Annotated in this window: 19 protein-coding genes; 7 read left to right on the top strand and 12 right to left on the bottom strand. The window is 49.0% G+C overall.

Annotation, left to right across the window (positions count from 1 at the left end; translation table 11 throughout):
* Positions 1–556: 556 nt before the first annotated feature.
* From KTH89_RS14215 to KTH89_RS14180, 7 genes are all read left to right on the top strand, one after another.
* Positions 557–1,003 carry a phasin family protein gene (locus tag KTH89_RS14215; protein ID WP_238722142.1) on the top strand — a complete coding sequence of 149 codons (447 nt, stop codon included), beginning with the start codon at positions 557–559 and terminating at the stop codon, positions 1,001–1,003.
* A 253-nt stretch (positions 1,004–1,256) separates the two neighbouring features.
* Positions 1,257–2,090: a hypothetical protein gene (locus KTH89_RS14210; protein WP_158346423.1), complete on the top strand. Its 834-nt coding sequence runs from the start codon at positions 1,257–1,259 to the stop codon at positions 2,088–2,090.
* A gap of 304 nt (positions 2,091–2,394) precedes the next feature.
* Positions 2,395–4,143 carry an ABC transporter ATP-binding protein/permease gene (locus KTH89_RS14205; protein WP_334300806.1) on the top strand — a complete coding sequence of 583 codons (1,749 nt, stop codon included), beginning with the start codon at positions 2,395–2,397 and terminating at the stop codon, positions 4,141–4,143.
* Positions 4,127–5,785, top strand: a complete 1,659-nt coding sequence (locus KTH89_RS14200; protein ID WP_238722140.1) for an amino acid ABC transporter ATP-binding/permease protein — start codon at positions 4,127–4,129, stop codon at positions 5,783–5,785. Before KTH89_RS14205 ends, KTH89_RS14200 begins: the two co-directional genes overlap by 17 nt.
* Positions 5,785–5,913: a nitrous oxide-stimulated promoter family protein gene (locus tag KTH89_RS25125; RefSeq protein ID WP_334300804.1), complete on the top strand. Its 129-nt coding sequence runs from the start codon at positions 5,785–5,787 to the stop codon at positions 5,911–5,913. The genes KTH89_RS14200 and KTH89_RS25125 overlap by 1 nt, the downstream gene beginning before the upstream one ends.
* Positions 5,910–6,518, top strand: coding sequence for a DUF454 family protein (locus tag KTH89_RS25000; RefSeq protein WP_158346415.1), 609 nt, complete (start codon positions 5,910–5,912; stop codon positions 6,516–6,518). The genes KTH89_RS25125 and KTH89_RS25000 overlap by 4 nt, the downstream gene beginning before the upstream one ends.
* A gap of 138 nt (positions 6,519–6,656) precedes the next feature.
* Entirely contained in the window at positions 6,657–8,255 is a 1,599-nt protein-coding gene (locus tag KTH89_RS14180) for an ABC1 kinase family protein (protein ID WP_238722139.1), read from the top strand.
* 2 nt (positions 8,256–8,257) lie between these two features.
* On the opposite strand, the gene KTH89_RS14175 is transcribed toward KTH89_RS14180, so the two are convergent.
* The 12 genes from KTH89_RS14175 to lepB form a co-directional block, all read right to left on the bottom strand.
* Positions 8,258–10,144, bottom strand: coding sequence for a hypothetical protein (locus KTH89_RS14175; protein WP_238722138.1), 1,887 nt, complete (start codon positions 10,142–10,144; stop codon positions 8,258–8,260).
* Between the two features lie 109 nt (positions 10,145–10,253).
* Positions 10,254–12,875 (bottom strand): pyruvate, phosphate dikinase, encoded by a 2,622-nt coding sequence (gene ppdK, locus KTH89_RS14170; protein WP_158346409.1) that lies wholly within the window; start codon positions 12,873–12,875, stop codon positions 10,254–10,256.
* A gap of 367 nt (positions 12,876–13,242) precedes the next feature.
* Positions 13,243–14,007 (bottom strand): transposase, encoded by a 765-nt coding sequence (locus KTH89_RS14165; RefSeq protein ID WP_238722137.1) that lies wholly within the window; start codon positions 14,005–14,007, stop codon positions 13,243–13,245.
* Between the two features lie 347 nt (positions 14,008–14,354).
* Positions 14,355–15,743, bottom strand: a complete 1,389-nt coding sequence (locus KTH89_RS14160; RefSeq protein WP_158346405.1) for a glycine--tRNA ligase — start codon at positions 15,741–15,743, stop codon at positions 14,355–14,357.
* Between the two features lie 17 nt (positions 15,744–15,760).
* A complete protein-coding gene (locus KTH89_RS14155) occupies positions 15,761–16,375 on the bottom strand; it encodes a hypothetical protein (RefSeq protein WP_238722136.1) in 615 nt (204 codons plus the stop codon).
* A gap of 747 nt (positions 16,376–17,122) precedes the next feature.
* The gene (gene recO / locus KTH89_RS14150) at positions 17,123–17,803 is read right to left on the bottom strand and encodes a DNA repair protein RecO (RefSeq protein WP_238722135.1); all 681 of its coding nucleotides are present in this window, start codon (positions 17,801–17,803) and stop codon (positions 17,123–17,125) included.
* Entirely contained in the window at positions 17,742–17,978 is a 237-nt protein-coding gene (locus KTH89_RS14145; RefSeq protein ID WP_158346399.1) for a hypothetical protein, read from the bottom strand. Before KTH89_RS14145 ends, recO begins: the two co-directional genes overlap by 62 nt.
* Positions 17,979–18,114: 136 nt before the next feature.
* Complete coding sequence (era, locus tag KTH89_RS14140; RefSeq protein ID WP_158346397.1) at positions 18,115–19,020, bottom strand: GTPase Era; 906 nt, start codon at positions 19,018–19,020, stop codon at positions 18,115–18,117.
* A complete protein-coding gene (locus KTH89_RS14135; RefSeq protein WP_238722134.1) occupies positions 19,001–20,323 on the bottom strand; it encodes a DUF4349 domain-containing protein in 1,323 nt (440 codons plus the stop codon). Before KTH89_RS14135 ends, era begins: the two co-directional genes overlap by 20 nt.
* Before the next feature lie 146 nt (positions 20,324–20,469).
* Positions 20,470–23,391, bottom strand: coding sequence for an insulinase family protein (locus tag KTH89_RS14130; protein ID WP_238722133.1), 2,922 nt, complete (start codon positions 23,389–23,391; stop codon positions 20,470–20,472).
* A 117-nt stretch (positions 23,392–23,508) separates the two neighbouring features.
* Positions 23,509–24,165, bottom strand: coding sequence for a ribonuclease HII (locus KTH89_RS14125; RefSeq protein WP_238722132.1), 657 nt, complete (start codon positions 24,163–24,165; stop codon positions 23,509–23,511).
* 12 nt (positions 24,166–24,177) lie between these two features.
* Positions 24,178–25,086, bottom strand: a complete 909-nt coding sequence (gene lepB / locus KTH89_RS24995; protein WP_330656696.1) for a signal peptidase I — start codon at positions 25,084–25,086, stop codon at positions 24,178–24,180.
* Positions 25,087–25,144: the final 58 nt, after the last annotated feature.

Raw genomic sequence — 25,144 nt, 5'->3', positions numbered from 1 at the left:
CGGGCAAGAGCCTCTGAACCGGGAACACATCACGTGTTCCTGGTGAATAGGCTCGGTTCCTGAACCCGGCTTTTCGATTTCACTTAGCGTATTCCAGCGTTAGCCCTCCGCGCTCCCAGGGAGATACAAAAGAACCCGGCCCCCCGGAGCGTCCCCGTATACCGCCCGTGGTTCCAAGCCTTAAGCAGCGGGCATACGAATCTCCCCAGGAAGAGCGCTATGTTCGTGCGACAGCCCTCGGTTCAGCGGCCCTTGCCAGTCAGACGTGAAGTCCGCCGTGCATCCTGAATCTGCGGCCCTGATTTCCCTAAGCATCAGCACAGCCGCCCTCAGCCCGCCAAAAGCCAGGAGTCCGCCCCGCCTCCCCCAAAAGAGCCTCCCACCTGTCCCCCTGAGGGCTTCACGGCCCTCGGGCCCCAGCCCTCGGCTCTCAGCGAACGCCCAATTTTATTAAATTTTTATAAAAGTGGGCAGAAAGGAAGGACTTTTCAGGATTGTGTGGTATACTTAGGAATAGATACATGGACACGATATTTCACGAAAGGAATGAATGTAGATGGATATCAGTGAAGGATTGAAGAAAGTATTTTTGGCAGGAGTAGGGGCCATCGCCACAACCGCAGATGCTGCCAAGGATCTGGTGGATACGCTGGTGAAAAAGGGTGAGATCACCGTTGAGCAGGGACGCGTGCTGAATGAGGAATTGAAACGCTCCGCTAAGGAAAAGATGAATGATCATGTGACGGTGAATATTATCAAGGAATATAAAGATGTTATGTCCGCAGTGGATCATATGCCGAAGGAAGAACGGGACGTGCTTAAGGAGAAACTGGCTGCTTTGGAAAAGGAAGAAGCGGAAAAGAGGGCGGCTCAGGCTGCAAAGGACGCGCAGGATGAGAGTGACGGCGATGCCGGGGATGAGGATTGTAATTGTGAATCCGGTCTTGATGGCGCTGATAATCAGGAAAGCGCTGATTCTGATGAGGATAGTGCCGACGCTTAGTCATTCGGTTAGTTATGGTTGAATTTTGCTTTTCGATGTTTGTTTTTGAAGTCCGTTTTGCGGTATGATGGCGGATGAAGGGTAATGAGAAGGAAAACGGGTATACCGCCGGATATGTAATGTTTACGCCGGAAACTGAAGCACCCTGTGCCGGCCGGACTTCGTTTGTCCGGCGGGCGCAGGGCGTTTTTGGGTGTATTATTTCTGGCGGCTTGCTGCTTTACCGGTTTTCTATCTGTCTAAGGAGTAAAATATGCCGAATCAAATTGAAATACTAAAGTTGAGAATATTGATCTGTTTCCTGGAAATGTCTCAGGAGAGCTGCACGGTTACTAATCTTTCGAAGACGCTGGTGGAGGAGAAGTATGCGGTCAGCCGGGCTATGATGGCTTTGGAAAAAGAAGGTTTGCTGGACCGTTCTGAGGTAAGGCATCCTGCATTGACCCCGGCCGGATCTGACGCCGCTAAAAAATATGCCGAGCGGATGGATATCGCAATGAACCACCTGATCTATGAGGGCGTGGCGCCTCAGGCAGCCCAGAAGGACGCCAGGGTCCTTTCCCTGTACTGTTCGGATGAGATCTTTGAAGTTATCCGGGGGACGGAAGAACGCTATCGGGTTAAGCATGTTCTCAGAAACCGGAAGAATTTTGACGGTTCCGTACTGTGCCGTACTCTGCGGGATGGCAGTTACTCCCTGCCCTTTATTCTTTACCGGGAAAATGTGAAGAATCATGATAATATCTCCATGGCGAACGAGGGGTTCGAACATCCCTGTGACCTGACGGTTCAAAAGGATCTGGGTGTGATCCGGCTGAAAGCGCTCCCGGTTACGCATTCTTCTGCCGCCGACGGGCTGAAAAAATCAGCAAAGCTTAGCAGTTTAAAATATTTTGACGGAGAGCATTATTGTGACGCGGAGCGAAACGGTGATTTCTGGCATATTCCGGCGGAAGTGCTGCATTTCGTGAATATCGGAAATGATGTGGGGCGGGTCCTGCACGGAAGCGTCTGCCTGAAAATGTCCATTTCCATCGGCCCGGTACACATGCCGGAAAGCGTGGCAATCTTTACAATTTTGTTTTAAACTTCTGCGGATATCTTGCGGATCTTTAACAGACAGAACACAGAGGCTGGGTCTGGTATTTATTTGTAGCACACGTGCAACTTTTCTTAACCGCGCGGATATCGGGAAGTAAATGGGTCTTGCATAGGGAATTTTTTCCGATATTTGTAGCTATTATGCAACAATTTTATGGGGCACATTTCCTGAAATTGTGGTAGAATTCATATCGGAAAAAGAACGCCTGCCGCGGCGTATTTTTTAAGCCCGATGGTTAGCACCGTCTAACTAGTTTGAAAAATCTGTTTAGAAAGAGGAAACCCACATGATGATTAACAAACGACTGATTGGCGTCGTCGATGAGAGCCGAAAGTACATAACCGGAAATGTTCTGGTACAGTGGTTTAGCCTGCTGGCCAATGTTGTAATGATCTTCTCGGTCACAAATCTGCTGCAGGAGCTGTACCTGGATAAGGCGCTTCCACAGACTTTTATGCTGGTCGCTGTTATCATTGCCGCCGCTGTTTTGATACGCTTTGCCTGTACCGCCGCTGCGGCCAGGATGGGATATCTTTCTTCCCGGGCGGTGAAAAAAACGCTCCGGGAACTGATCTATCGTAAACTGCTCCGGTTAGGCGCCTCTTACCGGGAACAAGTCAGTACCTCCGAGGTCGTACAGGTATCTGTGGAGGGCGTCGATCAGCTGGAAACCTATTTTGGCTCCTATCTGCCCCAGTTTTTCTACAGTATGCTGGCCCCCCTGACTTTGTTTTTCGTGCTGAGCTTTGTGAATCTTCCGGCGGCCCTGGTCCTGTTAATCTGTGTTCCTCTGATTCCGGTCTCCATCGCTGCGGTCCAGACCTTCGCCAAAAAACTGCTGGCAAAATACTGGGGCCAATATACTACCCTGGGGGACACGTTCCTGGAAAATCTGCAAGGGCTGACCACGTTGAAGATCTATCAGGCCGACGCATATAAAAGCAGCGAAATGAACCGGGAGGCGGAACATTTCCGTAAAATCACCATGAAGGTCCTCACGATGCAGTTGAATTCCATTACGATTATGGATCTGATCGCCTATGGCGGCGCAGCGCTTGGGATGGTTATGGCAGTCACCCAATACAGGGCCGGAAATATAACTTTAGCCGGCTGCCTTACCATTATTCTGTTATCCGCAGATTTCTTTATCCCCATGCGGCAGCTGGGAAGTTTCTTTCACATCGCCATGAACGGGATGGCGGCCAGTGATAAGATCTTCCATCTGCTGGACCTGCCGGAACCGGAACAGGGGACGGCCGCTGTCCCAAACCGATATGATATCAGATGTTCGGATTTAAGCTACTCCTATGAGGAAGAACGGGAAATTCTGCATGGAGCAGATTTCCATTTTCCCCAGGGAAGTTTTTCAGCCCTGGTGGGGGAAAGCGGCTGCGGGAAGTCAACGGTTGCCTCCATCCTGATGGGCAGAAACAAAAAGTATTCCGGTTCCGTCACTCTGGGAGGTGTGGAATTGCAAAATCTCACGGAAGAAAGTCTGATGAGAAACGTCACCTATATCAGCCATAGCAGCTACCTGTTTAAGGGAACCGTGCGGGAAAATCTGCTGATGGGTAAACCTGATGCATCGGACGGTGAATTATGGCAGGTGCTCGGACAGATGAAGCTGGCGGATTTTCTTCGGGAAGAACAGGGACTGGATACGCTGCTCATGGAAAAAGGAGCGAACCTGTCCGGAGGACAATGCCAGAGGCTGGCGCTTGCCAGGGCGCTTCTCCATGACAGTCCCGTCTATATATTTGACGAGGCCACTTCCAATATCGATGTGGAGAGTGAAAACCATATTATGGATCAGATCCGTACTCTGGCCGCCGGCAGGACGGTCCTGCTGATCTCCCACCGGCTGGCAAATGTGGTGGAGGCAGATACGATCTACGTACTGGATAACGGAACTGTGGCGGAGCATGGGAACCATGAGGAACTATTGACGGCCGGCGGGGTGTACGCAAAGCTTTGGGAGACACAGCAGGCGCTTGAACACTATGGAAAGCAGGAGGCGGAACATGAAAAAGCGGAGTAATCTCACAATCTGCAGACGATTGATCGGGCTGGTTAAGCCGCTGGCGGGATTTATGCTGCTGGCAGTTCTGATGGGGCTTGCCGGGCATCTTTGCGCTGCCTTTATCACCATTTTGGGCGGATACGCAGTTTTAGACCTGCTTCAATTCCAGATTCCATTGAATATGAGCACTGCATTTGTCTGTGCGGGTATTTTCGCCGTCCTTCGGGGGTTCCTGCGCTATGGGGAGCAGTCCTGCAATCACTTTATCGCCTTTAAGCTGCTGGCGCTGATCAGGGATAAAGTATTTCAGGCACTGCGGCGTCTGTGTCCCGCTAAGCTGGAAGGTCGGGACAAGGGGAACCTGATATCCGTGATTACCTCGGACATTGAGCTGCTGGAGGTATTTTATGCACATACGGTCTCCCCTATCGTGATTGCCTTTTTGATGTCTGTTGTGATGTGTCTTTATATCGGCAGCTATCATTGGGCGCTGGGCTGCCTGGCGGCGGCCGCCTATTTCACGGTGGGCGCATTAATCCCGGTGCTGATCTCAAAAGCCAGCCGGGATGACGGGATACGGTTCCGCACTCGTTCCGGTGAATTGAGCAGCTTCGTGCTGGACAGTCTGCGGGGGCTTCCGGAAACGATCCAGTATGCCATGGGCGGCCGCCGTCTGGAGGAAATCAACCAAAAGACGGATCAGCTCTCCGGTGATGAAGCCCGCATGAAACGCATTGCCGGCCGGAATATGGGTTGTACCAATTCGGTAATCCTGCTGTTTGACATGGCTATGCTCTTCCTCTCCGCCATACTGTATCAGAAGGGGCAGACCGGTTTTGACGGTGTATTAATCCCGGTGATCGCTCTGATGAGCTCCTTTGGTCCTGTGGTCGCTCTGGCCAATCTGGGCAGTACCTTGCAGAATACATTTGCCGCCGGTGACCGGGTACTGGATATTCTCGATGAAACTCCGGCGGTGGAAGAAGTAACCAATGAGACGGAAATCACATTTTCCGGGGCGTCTGCCGAGCACGTATCTTTTTCTTATGGGGAAGAAACCATCCTTTCAGACGTTTCGTTAAAAATACCGGAACATTCGGTCATCGGAATCACCGGAAAAAGCGGAAGCGGCAAATCCACACTTTTAAAACTGCTCATGCGGTTCTGGAATGCCGGGAATGGAAAAGTAAAACTGTCCGGCCGTGATATTGACCGCATCAACACGCCAAACCTTAGGAATCTGGAAAGCTTCGTAACCCAGGAAACCCATCTGTTTCACGACAGTATCGCCAACAACCTGCGGATTGCCAAACCGGACGCTACCCAGCAGGAGCTGGAAGAAGCCTGCCGGAAGGCTTCTGTGCACGAGTTTATCCAAAATCTTCCTAAGGGATATGATACCCCTGTCGGAGAACTGGGCGACACCCTTTCCGGCGGAGAACGCCAACGGATCGGATTGGCCCGCGCTTTTCTTCATGACGCGCCGTTTATGCTGCTGGACGAACCCACCAGCAACCTGGACAGCTTAAGCGAAGCGGTGATTCTGCGGTCGCTTGGGGAAGAGCGTTCCGGTAAAACCATCGTTCTGGTCTCCCACCGCCGTTCCACCATGCGGATCGTGGATACCGTATATTCCGTGGAAAACGGGAGGATGAGTTAATGTGGGAACAGATCCGTCAAGTTATGCGGTTTTCCGGGCCCAGGATGATTTTTCATCACCCTTTAACAGCGGTCCGTCATGTCCTGGAAACGAAAAAAGAGAAGAAAAGATTGGAGAGGCAGCTATGAAGAAAATTCTTTATATTACTTTGGGATGTATCGGATTAGGTCTGGGGGCCTTAGGAGCGGCACTGCCGCTGCTGCCGGCTTTTCCGTTTCTGCTTTTGGCGGCAGTCTGCTTTGCCAAAAGCTCACCCAGACTCCACCGCTGGTTTATCGGAACCAAACTTTATAAGAACAATCTGGAGAGCTTTGTCCGGGGCCAGGGTATGACCGTAAAGGCCAAAATCCGTATTATGACGCTAGTCACTCTGACTATGGCCTTTGGGTTTCTGATGATGAGCCGTGTGCCTGTGGGGCGTATTATTTTGACCTGTGTATGGGTCATGCACATTTTTATCTTTATCTTTGTTATAAAAACGAAAAAAGAGGTTCCCGAGGATACCCGTCCTCTGATCTGTAAGAAGCTGCGCGTCACCGGAATGCGGTGTGAGAACTGCGCAAGGCGGCTGGAATGCGCCTTGGACAGCGCAGGAAATATTCAGGCTGACGTTGATTTTCAGGAAAACCTGGCCACTGTCTATCTAAAGGAACCGGTTGAAAATGATGTGCTGATACAATTGGTGCAGCGGGCCGGCTATCAGGTGGAGCAGGTGTGGGAGGCCGCTTCATAATCCCAGATGCTTATTTTTTTAGTCCGCATGCGGACTGTGCATATCTTAAATTTTTATAAAACTGCTCAGAACGGACAGACTTTTCTCATGAGTGTGTTATACTAAGCTAAAGATAAAAAATACGGAGATAAGTTGCCTATGCCGGATCCTTCAATATTATCAGCCGGACCTTCCGGAAACCGTCTGACGGAAATCCTGGGGGTTTTAAAAAAACATCATATTACCCGCGGATTACAGCCTGTTAAGCTGCGGGAGATCCTGGAAGATCTGGGCCCCACCTATGTGAAGCTGGGCCAGATTATGTCTATGCGCTCTGACATTCTACCGGAAGCCTACTGCCGGGAGCTGACCAGGCTTCGTACAGAGGTTCGTCCGCTGCCCTATGAGACGATCCGGGAGATTATCGAGACAGAGCTTGGCCGTCCGGTGCAGGAGGTATTTACCGCCATCGAACCGAAACCGCTTGGTTCCGCTTCCATCGCGCAGGTGCATCCCGCCCTATTAAAGACGGGGGAACGGGTGGTGGTCAAGGTTCAGCGTCCCCACATCCGGGAAACCATGGCAAATGATATCGCCCTGATGCGAAAAGCTGTTACTCTGCTGAAATTTACCATCGGAACCGGAGATCTGATTGATTTTCGGATGGTGATTGATGAACTGTGGAAAACCTCCCAGGAAGAGATGGATTTTCTCAAAGAAGCCGCCAACTGTGACCGGTTCCGGGAGAACCAAAAGGAGATCTCCTATGTGACCTGTCCTCTGGTGAATCACCAGTTGACGACCCCGCACCTGTTGGTCATGAGCTATATCGACGGCGTACAGATCGACCAGATACCGGAACTCACGGGTCTGGGATATGATATGCGTGAAATAGGTGAAAAAGCTGCGGAAAATTATTGCAAACAGATTTTAGAGGACGGTTTCTTCCACGCGGACCCCCATCCGGGCAATCTGCGCGTAGAAGGCGGACAGATCGCATGGCTGGACCTGGGCATGATGGGACAGCTTTCCGATCACCATAAACAGCTGTTTAAACGGGCGATTATGGCTGTTTTAAAAAATGACATCTATGAGCTGAAGAATGTACTGCTAAGTCTTGGAGAGCCGAAAGAGCGGATCAATCACACGAGGCTTTATACGGATATTGATGATCTTGTCAGCCGGTACCTCACGATGGATCTGGGCAGCATGGATCTGGGCCGGTTGATCGAAAGCCTGCTGGATCTGGTAAAGGCTCACAGGATCGCCATGCCCTCGGATATTACGCTTTTAGGCCGCAGTATCATCACAATGGAAGGACTGCTCTGCGCCTGTTCCCCGGCTGTGAATATGTTCCAGATCCTCTCCGCGCATATGTCATCCCTTCTGTATCAGGATCTGGATCTAAAAAAAGAGCTGGGACGAAACGCACGCCAGCTCTATCTGTCCATGGGAAAATCCCTGGAGATTCCCGCGCAGCTGTCCGATCTTTTGAATATTACCAAAAACGGACAGACAAAAATCAACCTGGAGCTGACCGATTCCCTGGAAATGCAAAGGGTCTTCCGCTATTCCACCGGCTATCTGGCACTGAGTATTCTCGCAGCCGCGCTGATACTGGGGGCCTGTGTTTTGTGTCTGACTCCGATACGGCCCGCACCGCTTGGCATCCCCTGGCTGTCCTGGATCGGTTTTGGCCTGTCCGCCTGTCTTATCCTGTACCTGCTTTTCCGAATCCTGATACGGCCGAAGAAATAAATCTACGGCCAGACCATGGCCAAGGGCAGCTTCCGCTCCAGGTATGTTTTCTTGATACGCAGTTTATGAATCGGTTCACAGAACTCTTTTTCGTATAATATATCTTTTGTCAGATCCAATAATTCATTTCTTTGTAAATAATTGACCAGCTCTTCTGCCGTTATTTTCGAAAGCCGGTTAGGCTCGTCAGATACTTTTAAAAGCTTCTCAGACCGGGGAGCTTTTACCAAGACGCCGCTGGGAATCCCCTTGATCACACCCCGGAAACAATTGAAATCACACAAGAAGGAGTTTTCTAATTCCTGCTCATCCGCCCTTTGGAAATTACTGAGTATGATTCTGTAGATATGATTAATTTTATAGCCTTCGTCCAATCCCAACTCTTGCAGGACATCCGGTATATGCTTCCGGATATATTCATACAAACGGTTAATCTGCCTGTCAGCCTCTATAATTTTCTTATTCATATTATAATACTGTGTAATATTCGCCGGAAATCCCCAGGCTTTCGCTTCTACCAGGAACAGGCAGTCTTCCAGGACAAATACACTGTCACATTCGTATGTATCCGAACTTTCGTGTCTTTTTATTTTACCGCATATGATGTTTTCTTCCTTCAGCAATCGAAACAGGCGGTGTTCCAACGCTTTCCCCCGGAAATAAAATCCATTCGCCAAGGATAATAGGACTTCCGATATCTGTAATTCGGCAACCAAACTGGGAACCATATAATAATATATACCGGTCGCAAGAAGCGGGGCGTCCAACAGGTCTTTCGCCTTTCCATAGGTCAGAAGCTTTAGAACACATTCCGGATCTTCCAATTCTAGCTCTGCAAGCTCCCTCTTTAAATCTTTCTTTTTTATCTGTACACAGACCTGCCGCATATTCCCATTCAGATTTTCTATTTTTCTGGTTTTTAGGTGATTTTTGCATATCGTTTTTAAACGGGCGTAGGCTTTGATCAAATCCTGTATTTTTACGGTTATATTTTCTCCCTCTTTGCCCTCGATCTCACAACGGCAGTCGGATAAATCTGCGTACAACTGCCTCTGTAATATAAAATTCGTCCGGTCAAATTCCTGCTGCTCTTCATTATCTGTGGTTACCGGATATTGTTCCGCTGCCAGCATGCTTGTAGTATAAGTGCTGCGTTCTCGCATCTCCCAATACGTCCGGATTCGGTTGCCCCAGTCATCCTGTTCGCACAGGAACACATCCTGATCCATAGCTATAACCGGATCGCCAAACTGCCAGCTTTCTACGATCTGATCAATGATTTTTTTCTTCATGACCGACAGCAGATGGCCTTTTGCCTTAAGGATCTCTTTCGTGTCAACCCTGTCGCAGATCTGGTTGTGATTTTTGTAAAACGCTATGTATTCCAAAGCGTTTTTTATTTCTATACTCACATGATCAAACAGCTCGCCGTAACATAACATGCGTTCATTGACATCCGGTATCTCTCCTAAATCACTCTGAATCCCAAGCAGGTCATTCAGATCGTTCCTTCCCCTCAACGAATTCAAGAGGGAAGTCAGATAATATTCGACGAACATAAGGTAAGCGGAAAGCTCCCTTGATCCATCTATCGCATTTGCCTGCTCATATTCTTCATCTGAGTATAAATCTTTGTATAACCTATTGATATAGCCGGATTCCCGCAGAATCCGGTCCCAGATCCTGCCTTCCTCATCCGTCAGCCTTCCTTTAAGCCAACGGTCCAGGTCCTCTATTTTTTTCTTATTTTTCTGAGGTCCCGGATATGGATGAATTGTAAATTTCAATATTTTGCAGATTCGGAAAAAATCGTTCCGGCTCTCATGTTCAAAGGCTTTTGTTATTGTGTTTAAGTTATATTTGGCTGAATTTATGTACTCGTATTTCATGACGGTACGCTCTTATCTTCCCGCTGATATGCTATTTCTTCGTTACTGTTCCTTTGGATTTTAAAAGGGTTCCGGACTGAATGCCGGAACCCTGTCTTATCGCTTATTCTTATTTGTTGTTCAGTGCTGCCTGAGCCGCTGCCAGTCTTGCGATCGGTACACGGAAAGGTGAGCAGGATACATAGTTCAGGCCAATCTTGTGGCAGAACTCTACGGAAGAAGGATCTCCGCCGTGCTCGCCGCAGATTCCCAGTTTCAGATCCGGACGGGTTGCGCGTCCTTTTTCAGCCGCCATCTTCACAAGCTTGCCAACACCTGACTGATCCAGTCTTGCGAAAGGATCGGATTCATAGATCTTAGCCTTGTAGTAAGCATCCAGGAACTTGCCTGCGTCATCACGGGAGAATCCGAAGGTCATCTGTGTTAAATCGTTGGTTCCGAAGGAGAAGAATTCAGCTTCCTCAGCGATCTCGTCTGCTAACAGGGCAGCTCTGGGGATCTCGATCATGGTACCGATGTGGTACTCGATATCGGAGCCTTTTTCCTTCTTAACAGCTTCCGCTGTCTCTACAACAATGTCTTTGACAAATTTTAATTCTTTCTTCTCGCCTACCAGAGGGATCATGATTTCAGGAACGATATCATAACCTTTTTCTGCCTTCACTTCGATGGCTGCTTCCATTACGGCTCTGGTCTGCATCTTAGCGATTTCCGGATAAGTTACAGCCAGACGGCAGCCTCTGTGGCCCATCATCGGGTTGAACTCATGCAGCTCGTCGCATTTTGCCTTAACCTGCTCAGGAGTCAGGCCCATGTCCGCTGCCAGGGCTGCGATGTCCTCTGCGGAGGTGGGAACGAACTCATGAAGCGGGGGATCCAGGTAACGAACGGTCATCGGCCGTCCTTCCAGTGCTTCGTACATAGCCTTGAAGTCACCTTTCTGGAAAGGAATCAGCTCATTGAGCGCTTCTTCTCTGGCTTCTACACTATCGGAAAGGATCATCTTACGGATCTTCGGAATTCTTTCCGGATCAAAGAACATATGCTCGGTACGGCAAAGGCCGATACCTTCCGCGCCTAATTTTACAGCGTTCAGGGTATCTGCAGGGGTATCTGCGTTAGTACGAACTCTCAGAGTTCTGAACTGGTCAGCCCATTCCATAATTCTGGCAAAGTTTCCGCCTACGGAAGCTTCAACCGTCTTGATATCGCCTAAGTAGATATTTCCGGTAGAACCGTCTAAGGAAATGTAATCTCCCTCATGGATGGTCTCTCCGCCCAACTCAAATACTTTGGCTTCTTCATTGATGGTGATCTCGCCGCATCCGGATACACAAGCGGTTCCCATACCACGGGCAACAACAGCTGCATGAGAGGTCATACCGCCGCGAACGGTCAGGATACCTTCTGCTGCGTGCATACCCTCGATATCTTCCGGAGAGGTCTCCAGACGAACCAGGATAACTCTTTCACCTTTCTCATGAGCAGCTTTTGCTTCATCAGCGGTGAAGTATACTTTACCTGCTGCAGCACCAGGAGATGCCGGCAGAGCGGAACCGATTACTTTTCCAGCCTTTAACGCGTCTTTATCAAAGGTCGGATGCAGTAACTGATCCAGGGATTTTGCTTCAATTCTGATAACAGCTTCTTCCGGAGTGATCTTACCTTCGTCTACCAGGTCACAAGCGATCTGAATAGCGGCCGGAGCGGTTCTCTTACCGTTACGGGTCTGCAGGAAGTATAATTTTCCTTCCTGGATGGTAAATTCCATATCCTGCATATCTCTGTAGTGATCTTCCAGTTTGTTGGCGATCGCCATGAACTGCTCGTAGCACTCAGGCATATCCTGCTCCAGCTTGGTAATCGGCTGGGGAGTACGAACACCGGCAACAACGTCTTCACCCTGAGCATTGATCAGGTATTCACCATAGATACCTTTTGCTCCCGTGGAAGGGTTACGGGTAAATGCAACACCGGTACCGGAGGTATTACCCATGTTACCGAATACCATGCACTGTACGTTAACAGCGGTTCCCCAATCACCAGGGATATCATTCATTCTTCTGTAAACAATGGCACGAGGGTTGTCCCAGGAACGGAACACAGCTTTTACAGCTTCCATCAACTGAACCTTGGGATCCTGAGGGAATTCCTCTCCCATGGCATCTTTGTAGATATTTTTGAACAGATTGATGATTTCTTTCAGATCGTCAGCGGTCAGATCGGTATCGAATTTCGCACCTTTCTTCTCTTTCTCCTGATCTAAGATTCTCTCGAAATGAGACTTCGGAATCTCCATAACAACGTCGGAGAACATCTGAATAAATCTTCTGTAAGAGTCGTATGCAAATCTGGCATTGCCCGTTTTTTTAGCGAAGCCTTCTACCGCCACATCATTTAAGCCCAGGTTCAGGATCGTATCCATCATACCAGGCATGGATGCACGCGCACCGGAACGTACAGAAACCAGTAACGGATCTTCCGTATCACCGAATTTCTTACCCTGATGCTCTTCCAGCCATGCAAGTGACTCAAAGATCTGATTCTGAATCTCATCTGTAATTTTCTTGCCGCTGTTATAGTATTCCGTACAAGCTTCTGTCGTTACAGTGAAACCCTGCGGGATCGGCAGACCGAGATTTGTCATCTCAGCTAAGTTGGCACCTTTTCCACCAAGAAGGTTTCTCATGTCGGCATTACCTTCTTTGAATAAATAAACCCATTTTGCCATTTTCTTAATTCCTCCTAAAATATTGTATATTTGTATAGAACTAAAAGTCCTATATTGGCAGTATTATGCACCTGTCTAATAAGCGCACATATTTATTGTAACATAATAATTTCAGAATTCAATAACTTTTTTCGGACAGGCCTAAAATTTGCGTTTGGGGACATGTCCATTTCGGTTTGGGACATGTACATTCCGGTTTGGGACATGTCCATTTCAGTTTGGGACATGTCTATTTCGTTGCCTTTTCACTATTTATTATCTTTCAGGCGATTTCTTTCATTTAATCCTAAGAATCCAATCTCCAATATGAATCATTCCCGGCAATCTTGTTTCGTAACCGTATTCTAGATGTTTCATTCTTTGTGATTTAGTTCGTTTCGCTAAATACAATCATTTTCATCAAGGAGTCCGCTTTGTCCTTCGAGATTCCTAATGTTTCGATCAGTCTCTCCCTCAGAACTTTTTTGAGTTTACTATTCAGCCAAATATTCTCTTCAGAAGGTATCTTCTCTTCCTCCGTCACATGCCGCAACAACATACGGGCCACCTCTGTCTGCTGCCGGAACAGATCCTCCTGCGTATCCAAAAAGCTATTCAAGCTATTGCCTTGATGAAACTCTCTAAATGCTTTCTCTGATCCAAAATGCTGTCTATATAATTGTATCGCTTTGGGATGTAAAATGTAAGACTTTTGATTCAGATATTCTTGAAAACTGCTGTAGATATATTGATGTGGGATATCAGTCAGACCGGCTTTGCAGGGATTATTATGGATATAACGCAGACAATTCCAGAAATAGCTTTCCTCTTCGACGCACTCGCTTTTGTACCGGTTATCAAAAACATGCCCGGATCTGTCCTTTGTTTTATTGTAATAAATCGCATAAGCACCGACTGCGAGGTGAAAAAATTTCGAAAGATCCTCCATTGGACACTGCATCAGCATGTGGAAATGATTGTTCATAATACAGTAGCTGTAGATCACTACTTCCAGACTACTTTTTTTAGCATAAAATAAGTGCCTTAACACTTTTTTGTCAGATTCTTGTGCAAATACCGCTTCTTTGTTTACTCCCCGCATCATCACATGATAGATTCCTGTTCTACTGACAGGCCGCGCGGTTCGAGCCATACGTATCATCTCCTTTTTTAGACAGAGCGGTAAAATTATGAGGCTCTGTATATTAGCCGGGAGAAATAAGAGTATTCACTGATCGTTTAAATATTGGATTTTTCAACTATGGATTTATGAATAGAAGAAATAGAATGTCGGGAATATCTCAAACCGTCTTCCGCCGGCTCGTTCCAAATCACAGTCTTAACAACATATGAAATAATTGTGTGTAGATGGAACGAGCGCTATCAGCGGATCAAAGACAATTAGACCAGACCGCTTGAACTTGACCATTTGGACATGTCCCAAACCGAAATGGACATGTCCCAAACTGGAATGGACATGTCCCTTTTTGTCCCTTTTGTTTAGAATCTGAGTTTATCTTCAAAGTATTGTTTCAGGTCTTCGATTCGGATGCGCTCCTGAGCCATGGTATCACGATCCCGGACTGTTACTGCGCCGTCGGTCTCGGAATCGAAATCGTAGGTGATACAGAATGGAGTGCCGATCTCATCCTGGCGGCGGTAGCGTTTGCCGATGTTTCCGCGGTCATCGTATTCGCAGTTATAGTATTTGCTCAGTTCCTGGTAGATCTTTTCCGCGCCTTCGCCCAGCTTCTTGGACAGAGGGAGTACGCCGATCTTAACCGGAGCCAGGGCCGGGTGGAAATGCAGGACGGTACGCATATCTCCGCCTTCCAGCTCCTCTTCATCGTAGGCTCCGCACAGGAAAGCCAGAACCACACGGTCGGCACCCAGGGAGGGCTCGATGACATAGGGAACATATTTTGTTTTCTTTTCATCGTCAAAGTAAGACATATCTTCGCCGGAGGTATTCTGGTGCTGGGTTAAGTCGTAGTCGGTACGGTCTGCGATTCCCCACAGTTCGCCCCAGCCAAAGGGGAATAAGAACTCGATATCGGTGGTCGCCTTGCTGTAGAAGGACAACTCCTCCTTGTCGTGATCCCGCACCCTCATCTCTTCTTCTTTCATACCCAGGGCTTTTAACCAGTCGATGCAGAACTGTTTCCAGTAGGCGAACCATTCCAGATCCGTATCCGGTTCACAGAAAAATTCCAGCTCCATCTGTTCGAATTCCCTGGTCCGGAAAGTAAAGTTTCCGGGCGTGATCTCATTACGGAAGGATTTTCCGATCTGGCCGATACCAAACGGGATCTTCTTCCGGGAAGTTCTCTGTACATTCTTAAAGTTTACGAATATACCCTGTGCAGTCTCGGGACGCAGGTAAACCGTATTCTTGGCATCCTCTGTGACACCCTGGAAAGTCTTGAACATCAGGTTAAACTGGCGGATATCCGTAAAATTATGCTTTCCGCAGCTGGGGCAGGCTATGTTGTGCTCCTCGATGTATTCCTTCATCTGTGTCTGGGACCAGGCGTCCACGGAACCCTCGATCTCAATGCCGTTCTCCTGATTGTAATCCTCGATAATCTTATCCGCACGGAAACGCTCATGGCACTCTTTACAATCCATCAGCGGGTCAGAGAAGCCTCCCAGATGTCCGGATGCCACCCAGGTCTGGGGATTCATCAGAATCGCACAGTCCACCCCTACATTATAGGGATTTTCCTGGATAAATTTCTGCCACCAGGCTTTTTTCACATTATTCTTTAACTCTACACCCAGATTTCCATAATCCCAGGTGTTCGCCAGGCCTCCGTAAATCTCCGATCCCGGATATACAAATCCTCTCGCTTTTGCCAGGGCTACGATTTTTTCCATTGTCTTTTCCATTTCTGCACTATCTCCTCTTATTTATAAATAATAAAAGCTAACTCTTTTGTATCTTTATTCTCATCCGTTTCATCTACTACAACTCTTGCCGTAGTTTTATCAACCAGTTCCATATTCTCACTGATATAGAGTATTTTGGACGTCACTTTTACATCGGTCTTTTCCGATACGACAGCCGCATGGTATCCTTTTTCCTCGGCCTCGCTCTGTACTTCCGCCATGGACACGCTGCTGTTGTCCTTCACCTTAATCATCGTATCCGGTAAATCATATTCCTCGATCCCGGGATACAGACCCGCAAAAAAATCCACTCCGTTAAACTTCCCATAGCAGTCTGCGTCCACATAATCGATCAGAACCCTCACGATTCCGTCCTTGACCTCGTAACTTTGCAGGGTCACACATTCTCTGCCGCTTTCCGTATTGTAATCGGTTATCTCCTGTTTCAGCATATCCTGCAGTTCCTCTGCGTCGTAGTATTGTTTTGTAAAATCCTCCACAATCACTCCGGTAATCTGACCCTTCTTCTGTATGTAAACAGTGTCCTCATTAAGGTCCGATAATTTCGCAGAGCATCCGGCAGTAAAGACACAGGTCATCAGGATGGCCAGTGCCAAACACCATTTTCTCATGTCAATTCCTCCTAGTAATCGTCTTTAAAATAGAGCTTCTTTTATGAAACCCTTCGCCCGCGGCGGACCGCGCAGCAATAACTCCCGTCTATTATACCCTCTATCCCCTCTAATTTCAACAAATAATTATTCCCATCATTCCTCACGTCATTCCTGTCTGTTTCATGGGGATGGGCGGCTTACTTGTTTTATGAGACGGGAGGAGATGGGATGGGCGGGGGCTTGGGGGCAAAGCTGCAAATCTCGCGGGGGCAAATCGCTTCGGCTGTGCCTAAGAACGGGTAACTCCGAAGAGGACGAAACCTCTTATTAGCAGGACCCGGGGCAAACTCGCCAAAAAGCGGCTCAAACAGTGCCCCGGGTCCTGCGAGGTTTCGCCCTCTTCTGCGTAACCCGTTCTAAGGCACGGCCTCAAGCGATTTGCCCCCGCGAGATTTGCAGCTTTGCCCCCAAGCCCCCGCCCATCCCATCTCCTCCCTGCGTTAAAGCAGACTGGGTTCCATGGTCTGATGTCTTTTCTTTGGTATACATTATTGAGCAGCAAATGTTGCGAATAGGCCTGAAGGGCATGTATTAGTGGGTATTGTTAAGTATGCATTATGGAGCAGCGAATGCTGCGAATACACTAGGAGGGCATGTATACATGGGTTACTGTTAAGTATAAGGACAGGAGCGGTCAGCCTTTTTGCTGATCCGCTCCTGCCTTTGCTGCCTTATTGTTGGTTAAAATATAGCCGATATGGAATTTTAGGAATCTGTTTTTGGGGGAGGGCTGTAGGTGGTGCACTGTTCCAGGATTTTGAGGGATTTGAAGGTTCGGTCTATATAGAGGGACAGGTATCGCTTCATCATTTTTGCCAGCTCGTTTAACACCTGGTCGGATACGGTGAAGGTGTATAGCTTTTCAACCGGGGAGGACTGGATGAACTGGATCGTGTATCTGGCCGCCTCGCTTAGGGTAAGGTCTTCACGGATTCCGGGGAATTCTCCGTTTACGACCATGGCTTTGATTTCGAATATGTACCGGACCAGGCGGTTGGGAATGTGTCCGTTCAGGAGCGCGCGAAGGGACTGATATAGTAGTTTTAACATCAGCACCTCATCGTTGTTTTCCCGTGTATAATAATCTGCGAATTCCATAAAATAGAACCCATAGCAGGCTCCCTCCAGATCCTGGGAGAGTTCGATGAAATAATTGGTGATCTGCGCTTGTGTGAGCGTATATGCGGTTCTTCCCTCGAAGAATGTAAACATGCCAAAAGAAAAAGGATTGGTCGCTGCCAGCAGGACGCTGTTCTGCCGCCTGGCGCCTCTTGCAAATGCAGTAATCTTTCCTCTTTCTTTTGTAAGTATCACTACCCGTTTGTCAAATTCCCCCATAGGGAACGCTGACAGTACCATACCTGTCATAGTTATTGGCTGTCTCATAACTGCCGTCACCTGCCCGGCTTCCTGCCGTATTTGTCGCTGCTATATCTGCCGCCGCTGTGTTTACTGCGGCCGTATTTGCCGTATTCTGCGGGAGCTCTATTGCTTTATACCGCAGATAATCATAGATACTTCCCGTATTTTTGAACCGATTCCAGCCTTCCTCGCAACGCATATCGAATCCCCCTTTTGTATATGGTAAGTTCCTGTATACTTTTAGATTCTCCGAAATGCGCCAGGATATACTGAATAAAACTACCAGTTATTTTTTATAAAATACCCTTGACATTCGTCGCAATGGGTGTGTATGTTCAGATTTCTTTTTTGTCATATCCGAAATTTTTGATCAGGAAATCGCTGTCCCGCCAGTCTTTTTTGACCTTTACCCAGAGCTGCAGATTTACTTTCTTTTCCAACAGCTTTTCGATCTCATAGCGGGCGGCGCTTCCGATCTTTTTTAGCATCGCGCCGCTTTTTCCGATTATGATTCCTTTGTGGGAATCCCGCTCGCAGATGATGGTTGCCTCGATGTCAACCAGATTTTGGCCCCGGTCTTTCATCTTTTCTATGGACACCGCGATTCCATGGGGGATCTCTTCGTCCAGACTGTTCAGGGCTTTTTCCCGGATCAGCTCTGCCACGATCTGACGCATGGGCTGATCCGTGATGGTGTCTTCATCAAAGAACTGGGGGCCATATGGCAGGTATTGGTAGATCACATCGATGATCGTATCGGTGTTATCTCCTTTTAACGCGCTGGCCGGGACGATTTCCGCGAAATCTAAAAGCTTCCGGTACGCTTCTATGGCTTTTAATATCTCTTCTTTTTTTACCGCGTCGGTCTTATTGATCACCAGAATGACCGGCACCCGCGCACCGGCCAGCTGGCGGGCGATGTGCTGCTCTCCCGCGCCGATAAATGTGGTGGGTTCTACCAGCCATAGGATCACGTCCACCTCGTCGAAGGTACGCTCCGCTACCCGGACCATGTATTCTCCCAGCTTATTCTTGGCTTTGTGGATGCCCGGCGTGTCTACGAATACGATCTGTCCCTTCTCACTGGTATATACCGTCTGGATTCTGTTCCTGGTGGTCTGGGGCTTCTTCGATGTGATTGCGATCTTCTGACCGATCAGCCGGTTCATTAATGTTGATTTTCCTACATTGGGCCGCCCGATCAGCGTTACAAACCCGGATTTATAATTTTGATTCTCCATCTTTTTCCTTCTCTTTATCTGTTTTGTCTGGGATAACCGTCTCCGAAGTTACATCAGGTTCTTGCTTCTGCGGCGGAATCTGATGCGGTTCTTGGGACTCACCCGCTTTCTTTGGCGGTACCTGCTGCAGCTCCTGGGACTCTCCCTCTCTCTTTGGCGGTATCTGCTGCGGCTTCTGGGACTCTCCCGCTTTCTTTGGCGGTACCTGCTGCGGCTCCTGGGACTCTCCCGCTCTCTTTGGCGGCATCTGCTCCTTTGGCACTCCCGCACCCTGCGGCTGTGCGCCCTGCGGCGGTACCTGCTGCGGCTGTCTTCCTCCCCGCGCCTGGCTCTGCGGCGGCATAGGCTGCGGATGCTGCATGTTCTGCCTGCGGGCCTCCATTTTCTTCCGATGTCTGCGGGTTGAAATGTGCAGTACAAGCCAAACGATCAGCCCGATTACTGCCAGAAGTAAGATATAGGGCAGCGACACCACGAACCAAATGAAGAAATTCAACAGCCCCTGGCCCAGATTATAGAAATTATCCGACAGGCCGCTGCTGATCCGCTCCAGCACCGTATCCTGCTTCGTCTGGGTGATCCGCTCTACTTCCTGGATATTCATACTAACGGTACTGTAATCCACCTGGTTATCATATGTACGGAGCTGGGATTCATAAGACTCCAGCTCGTAGCGCACTTCCGACAGCCTGCTCTCTAACGCGATGATCGCATCCACGCTCTCTGCCTGGGCGAGCAGCTCCGTCAGACGCTGCTGCTCTACTTTCAGCGCGTTGATTCTGCTTTCCACATCCACATAGGATAAGGTGACGTCCTCCACGGATTCCTGCTTGTTGATCACATTTCCCATCCCGGATACCTGATCTACAAAGCCGTTCAGCTTCGCTGCCGGGACACGGGCTACCATACTGGCATATCGCCTGCCGTTTTCCTGGTTGTAACCGCTTCCCTGCACCTGCGATTGCTCCAGATAGCCGCCCAGTTCCTCGACCTTTTCCGAAATATTGACAATCATTTCATCAAAATTGCGGGTCTCCATATCCAGATATACGGTTTTGATCAGTTTTCTGCTCTCGGCCGCGTTCTCGGTTAACTCCTGCGCCTGTCCCTCCTCCGGCTCAGCCGCCGGCATCTCCGCCGCCTCTCCCACTCCCTGGGCCGGTGCGGCGGCATCATAAGCCGCGGACGACTTTGCGTCGGAAAACTCATTTTTCACCGAAGAACTGGACTTAGAACCACAGCCTGCAAGCATCATGAGACCTAACGCTACACTTACTCCAATTGCCAGACATCGCTTTTTCATACCGCATCCTCCTTTGATCAGGAGCCAGGACAGGCTCCGGGCTTCCTTCTTAGATCCGTAAGCTTGGACAGGCCCCTTGCTCTTTCCTCAGATCAAGAGACTGCGTTCCAGGCTCCGCGCTTTCAATCATACGCGGCAAGACCGAATCAGGAAAACAAATTACATAAAGTTGCAAACATCTCCTTTTGCTCTTCCAACCGAGTTTCATTTCCGAGGACACAGATATCGCCGTCGGCCAGAATCGCTTCGATGATTCCTGAAAGCTTCCGGATACTCTCCTCCGTAGCCGTCAGCACCTGCTCCCGCTCCTTTTGTATATCCTCGTAGGTCAGATTGCTTAAATATGCCGTCATGGAACGGTTTCCCTTGGATGAGGGTGTCAGCGGACTGTCCAGATCCCCGATGGTACCGATGATATATTTTGTCATATCACGGTCGCTGACCGTAAAGTTCTTCACAAAATCCACGGTCCCCTCGAAGATCTCATTGGTTTTCTTCAGGTTCGGATCCCGGTAGGACACCAGATAACCGTCTCCCACCCGGTTAAACCCGCTCATGCATCCGTATGCGCCGCCTTTTACCCGGATGTTGATCCACAGATAGTCATAGCTCAGTATTACTTTTAATATTTTCAAAGCGCCCGTATATTCATAGCCCCTGCGCACAAAGTTTCCCGCTCTGGCTACGTATTGCACCTGCGCGGAAGTCTTGAAGCCTTCGTTTAATGTGTTCACCCGGAACTGCTGGCTGCATTTTTCCGCCGGGTCCTGATATAAGAAAGCGCTCAGCTTACCGATCTCTTCCTCAAGTCCTGGCAGCCCTTCTCTCTCCGCCGTATAATCTACCAGCAGATTCTCAGGACGGAAGATCAGGTGCATCAGCTGACGCAATTTTTCTTTCAGGCCGTCTTTTTGCGCTTCAAAGTCGCTTTCGATACTCTCCACCAGGCGGTAGAGCCCGATCCCGCCCACACAGTCGTTAAAATAAGCCGACGGGGAGAAATAGGACATGGCCCGGATGGCCGCCGTCGAATGCCCGTTGCCGGTCAGGCCCATCTGCAGCCTGGATTTGACCTGTGCGATAATTTCATACAGGCGTTTGTCATCCGACAGATCTGTGGCAAACAGGATTTCCCGTATCATGGTAAATGCAAAATCCAGCTTTTCATACAGCACCTTGGCTTTCACCTGCAGCGTGCCCTTGTATTGATCCGGATCTTTTACATCCGCGTAAGGGTTCAGCGCCGTATAAATACCGCCGGAATGGATGTTGATCACATTAAACAGTTCCGCGTAGCTGTAATTTTCCGTATCCATATAACCCAATACGGATTTTAACAGCCCCAGATAGGGAAGCAGCTCATCCGGCACGTGACAAGTGTCAAATACCAGATTGATATAGGCGATCCCGTTGGTAAAGAGTTCATGATACAAAACCGGCATACCCGAAAGGGTCTGCTCCTCGTTGCATAAGGGCAGCGCTTTCCTGCCGATATCCTCTCTGCGCAGCATGGGAATCTTCTCCAGATCCTCCGCAGGAGTCTCCTCGCTTTGGTATTCCTCCAGGTGGATCGTATCCTGAACCATCTGCTGTAATCTGGCTTCATCCAGGGATTGTCTGTATGTTTCCAGCTGATCGGCTGTTTTCTGATCCATCTGCGCGGTCAGTCCCTGCCGGGGAACGATCATGACGACAGAGGCATGGGTATTTTCAATCAGATATTTCTGGATCAGCTGTTCATAGTATCCTCTGCCCACCTGCTCCTTTAAAAAGCGGAACGTATCCAGCGCTTCCAGATGCATAAACGGCTGATTTTCATCGTACAGCCAGCTGTCGAAGGCCTGCAGCCCGTACATCAGGCCTTTTGGATAATTGCCGAAGTCTGCCTCCCGGAAACGGAATTCGTAATAATTGATTCCGGCCAGCAGCGCCTGCTTATCCATCCCCTTTTCCACGATGGCTGAGAGGGTATCCCGGATTGTTTTAAGGAACTCTTCCTTTTGCTCCGGGTTGGCGTTTTTCGAGATTATGCTGAAGGTCGGCTGATAGACCCCTTCGTCATAGGAGCCCATCACGTCTTTGCCGATACCCGCATCGATCAGCGCCTGCTTAAGCGGCGCTCCCGGAGCAGCTAAGAGGGCGTACTCCAACACTTGAAATGCCAAATACAGCTCCTTATTCAGGCTGGTATCCACTACCGTGCTATAGGAAAGATAGGTCTGGTCCTTGGTGGACTCGGCCTCCGTGATCGAATACTCCCTGGTGACTTCCACCGGTTTGTCAAACGGCTTCTGATACCGGATCGCGGAGTCCACCGGGACCGCGTCAAACGCGCTTAAATATTCCCGGTCCAGCCAGTTAAGCTTCTCCGCTACATCCATATCACCGTACAGATACAGGAAACTGTTGGAGGGATGATAATATTTTTTATGAAAATTCAAAAACTGCTCATAGGTCAGATCCGGGATGCATTCCGGATCTCCGCCGGACTCGTTGGCGTAGGATGTATCCGGGAACAGGGAACGGAGCACTTCCCGGTCCAGTACATCTTCCGGTGAGGAAAACGCCCCTTTCATCTCATTATAGACAACCCCGTTGACTTTCAGCGGCCCTTCGGTGCTCTCCAGCTCGTAATGCCAGCCTTCCTGCCGGAATATCTCTTCTTTCTTATATATATTGGGATAGAAAACCGCGTCCATGTACACATGCATCAGATTCTGAAAATCTTTGTCATTGCAGCTGGCCACGGGGTACACGGTCTTATCCGGGTAGGTCATGGCATTCAAAAATGTATTCAGGGATCCCTTCACCAATTCCACAAACGGGTCCTTGGCCGGAAAATTTCTGGAACCGCACAGTACGGAGTGCTCCAAAATATGGGGCAGGCCGGTGCTGTCTTCCGGGGGCGTCCTGAATCCGATACTGAACACCTTATTTTCATCATCGTTTGATAGAATCAGCAGCTTTGCTCCGCTTTTTTTATGCTTCAGCAGAAAGCCTCTGGACTTCAGATCCTTTACCTCCCGGTCCTCTAAGATATCATAGGCTTTTACATCCTGAATTGTCATTTATTTCCATCCCTTCATGCTTTTTTTATCCATCCGGACATTGAAAAGACAAGTCCTTCGGGCGGGCGTACGGCACTGCCGCGCGTTCCTATATAGTTTAGCCATATTGTTTTCCGGCTATGCCACAAAATTTTTGATAAATGTCTTTCTATGTATGGCACACGGTCCGATCTTTTCCAAGGCTTCCCTGTGTACCTGCGTTCCGTATCCCTTATTATCCTTGAAATGATAGTAAGGAAACAGCTTGTCATATTCCACCATCAGCCGGTCCCTTGTCACCTTGGCTATGATGCTGGCCGCCGCTATGGATATGCTTTTAGCGTCTCCTTTGATGATCGGGACCTGCTCAATATCAATCCCCGGTATGGTAACCGCATCATTTAACAGCAGATCCGGGCGCACCTTCAGATTTTTTACCGCCATGCGCATGGCCTCATAGGTCGCCTGTAATATATTGATCTTATCGATTCTCTCGTGGCTTGCAAATCCCACTTCCACCGCGACCGCCTGATCCATGATCTCGTCAAAGAGAAGCTCCCGCTTCTTTTCACTTAATTTTTTGGAGTCATTCACATACAAAATCCGGCAGTCCTTCGGTAATATAACCGCTGCCGCCACTACCGGCCCGGCTAAGGGGCCGCGGCCCACCTCATCGATTCCGCAGATATAGCCTCTGTCCGCGTACTGTTTTTCATAGACGCACATTTCTTCCAGCCGCGCCATTTCTTTTTCCAGTTTTTCCTCTTTTTTTCTCTGTCGTTCTTCGCTATTCATTTTCTACCGCCTCTATTGGTGTCTGATAAATTCTATTTTATTCAGTGGCCAGATTCTAAGCCAGGCCTTGCCGATAATCGTATCTCTTTTCACGTTTCCCACCTGAGGGTCCCTGCTGTCCGCACTGGCATTCCTGTTGTCCCCCAGGACAAAATACTCATCTGAGCCTAGCAGGATCTCTTCCGCGGCCAGTCCGGGAGACTTAATCACTTCGCTGCCGTAGGATTCCTGAAGCTCTTCCCCGTTGATGAAGATCGTTCCTTCCCCGTCGATCCGGACACTCTCCCCGGGAAGACCGATCACCCTTTTTATATAATGGGTGTTTTCCTCATGCTGATAGGGAAACACGATCACGTCAAACCGCTCCGGCTCGTGGAACCGGTAGGAAATCTTATCCACAATGATGTTATCTCCGTTGTATAACGTATGCTCCATGGACGAGCCGATGACTTCCGTGCGCTGCCCCACAAAGTGAACCAGCAGAAACGCGATTCCCACCAGGACCGCCAGATACAGTATCCAGCTGATCAGGCTCTTAACCACGCTTCTTCCCCTGGTATTCTTATTCTTCTTATGGGTTTTCTTTCTGGATGGGGACTCCGATACCAGCCATTCCTCATCGACATTATTATAGGAACGTTTTTTCTCTTTTGCTTTCTTTTCTGCCGGTCCGGCGCTATTGCGCACGTTAGTGGAACCGGACCTGGACGGGGGCGGATTCGAGCGCTCCGACCGTGAGCCGACAGCTTCCTCCGTTGGTTCCGTCACTGGGTCAAAGCCTGATCTTAACGGCGGTTTCGCTGCCGGTAAAGGGACGTCGGCTGCATCCGGCCGCTGCCGGATATCCAGTTCTTCATCTCTTTGCCTTTTGCCCGTATGCTTACCGGATTTTTGTTTGAAATGTCTTCCCTGCTGAGCCATCCTTTTCTCCTCTTACTGATAAGTGGCTAAAACCATCTTTGCTGTTGCCTTGTATTCT

Origin of the sequence: Diplocloster agilis (assembly GCF_019042275.1) — a bacterium.
In the GTDB taxonomy this organism is placed as follows: Bacteria; Bacillota; Clostridia; order Lachnospirales; family Lachnospiraceae; genus Diplocloster; species Diplocloster agilis.
This window is presented reverse-complemented; position numbering and strand designations above follow the sequence as displayed.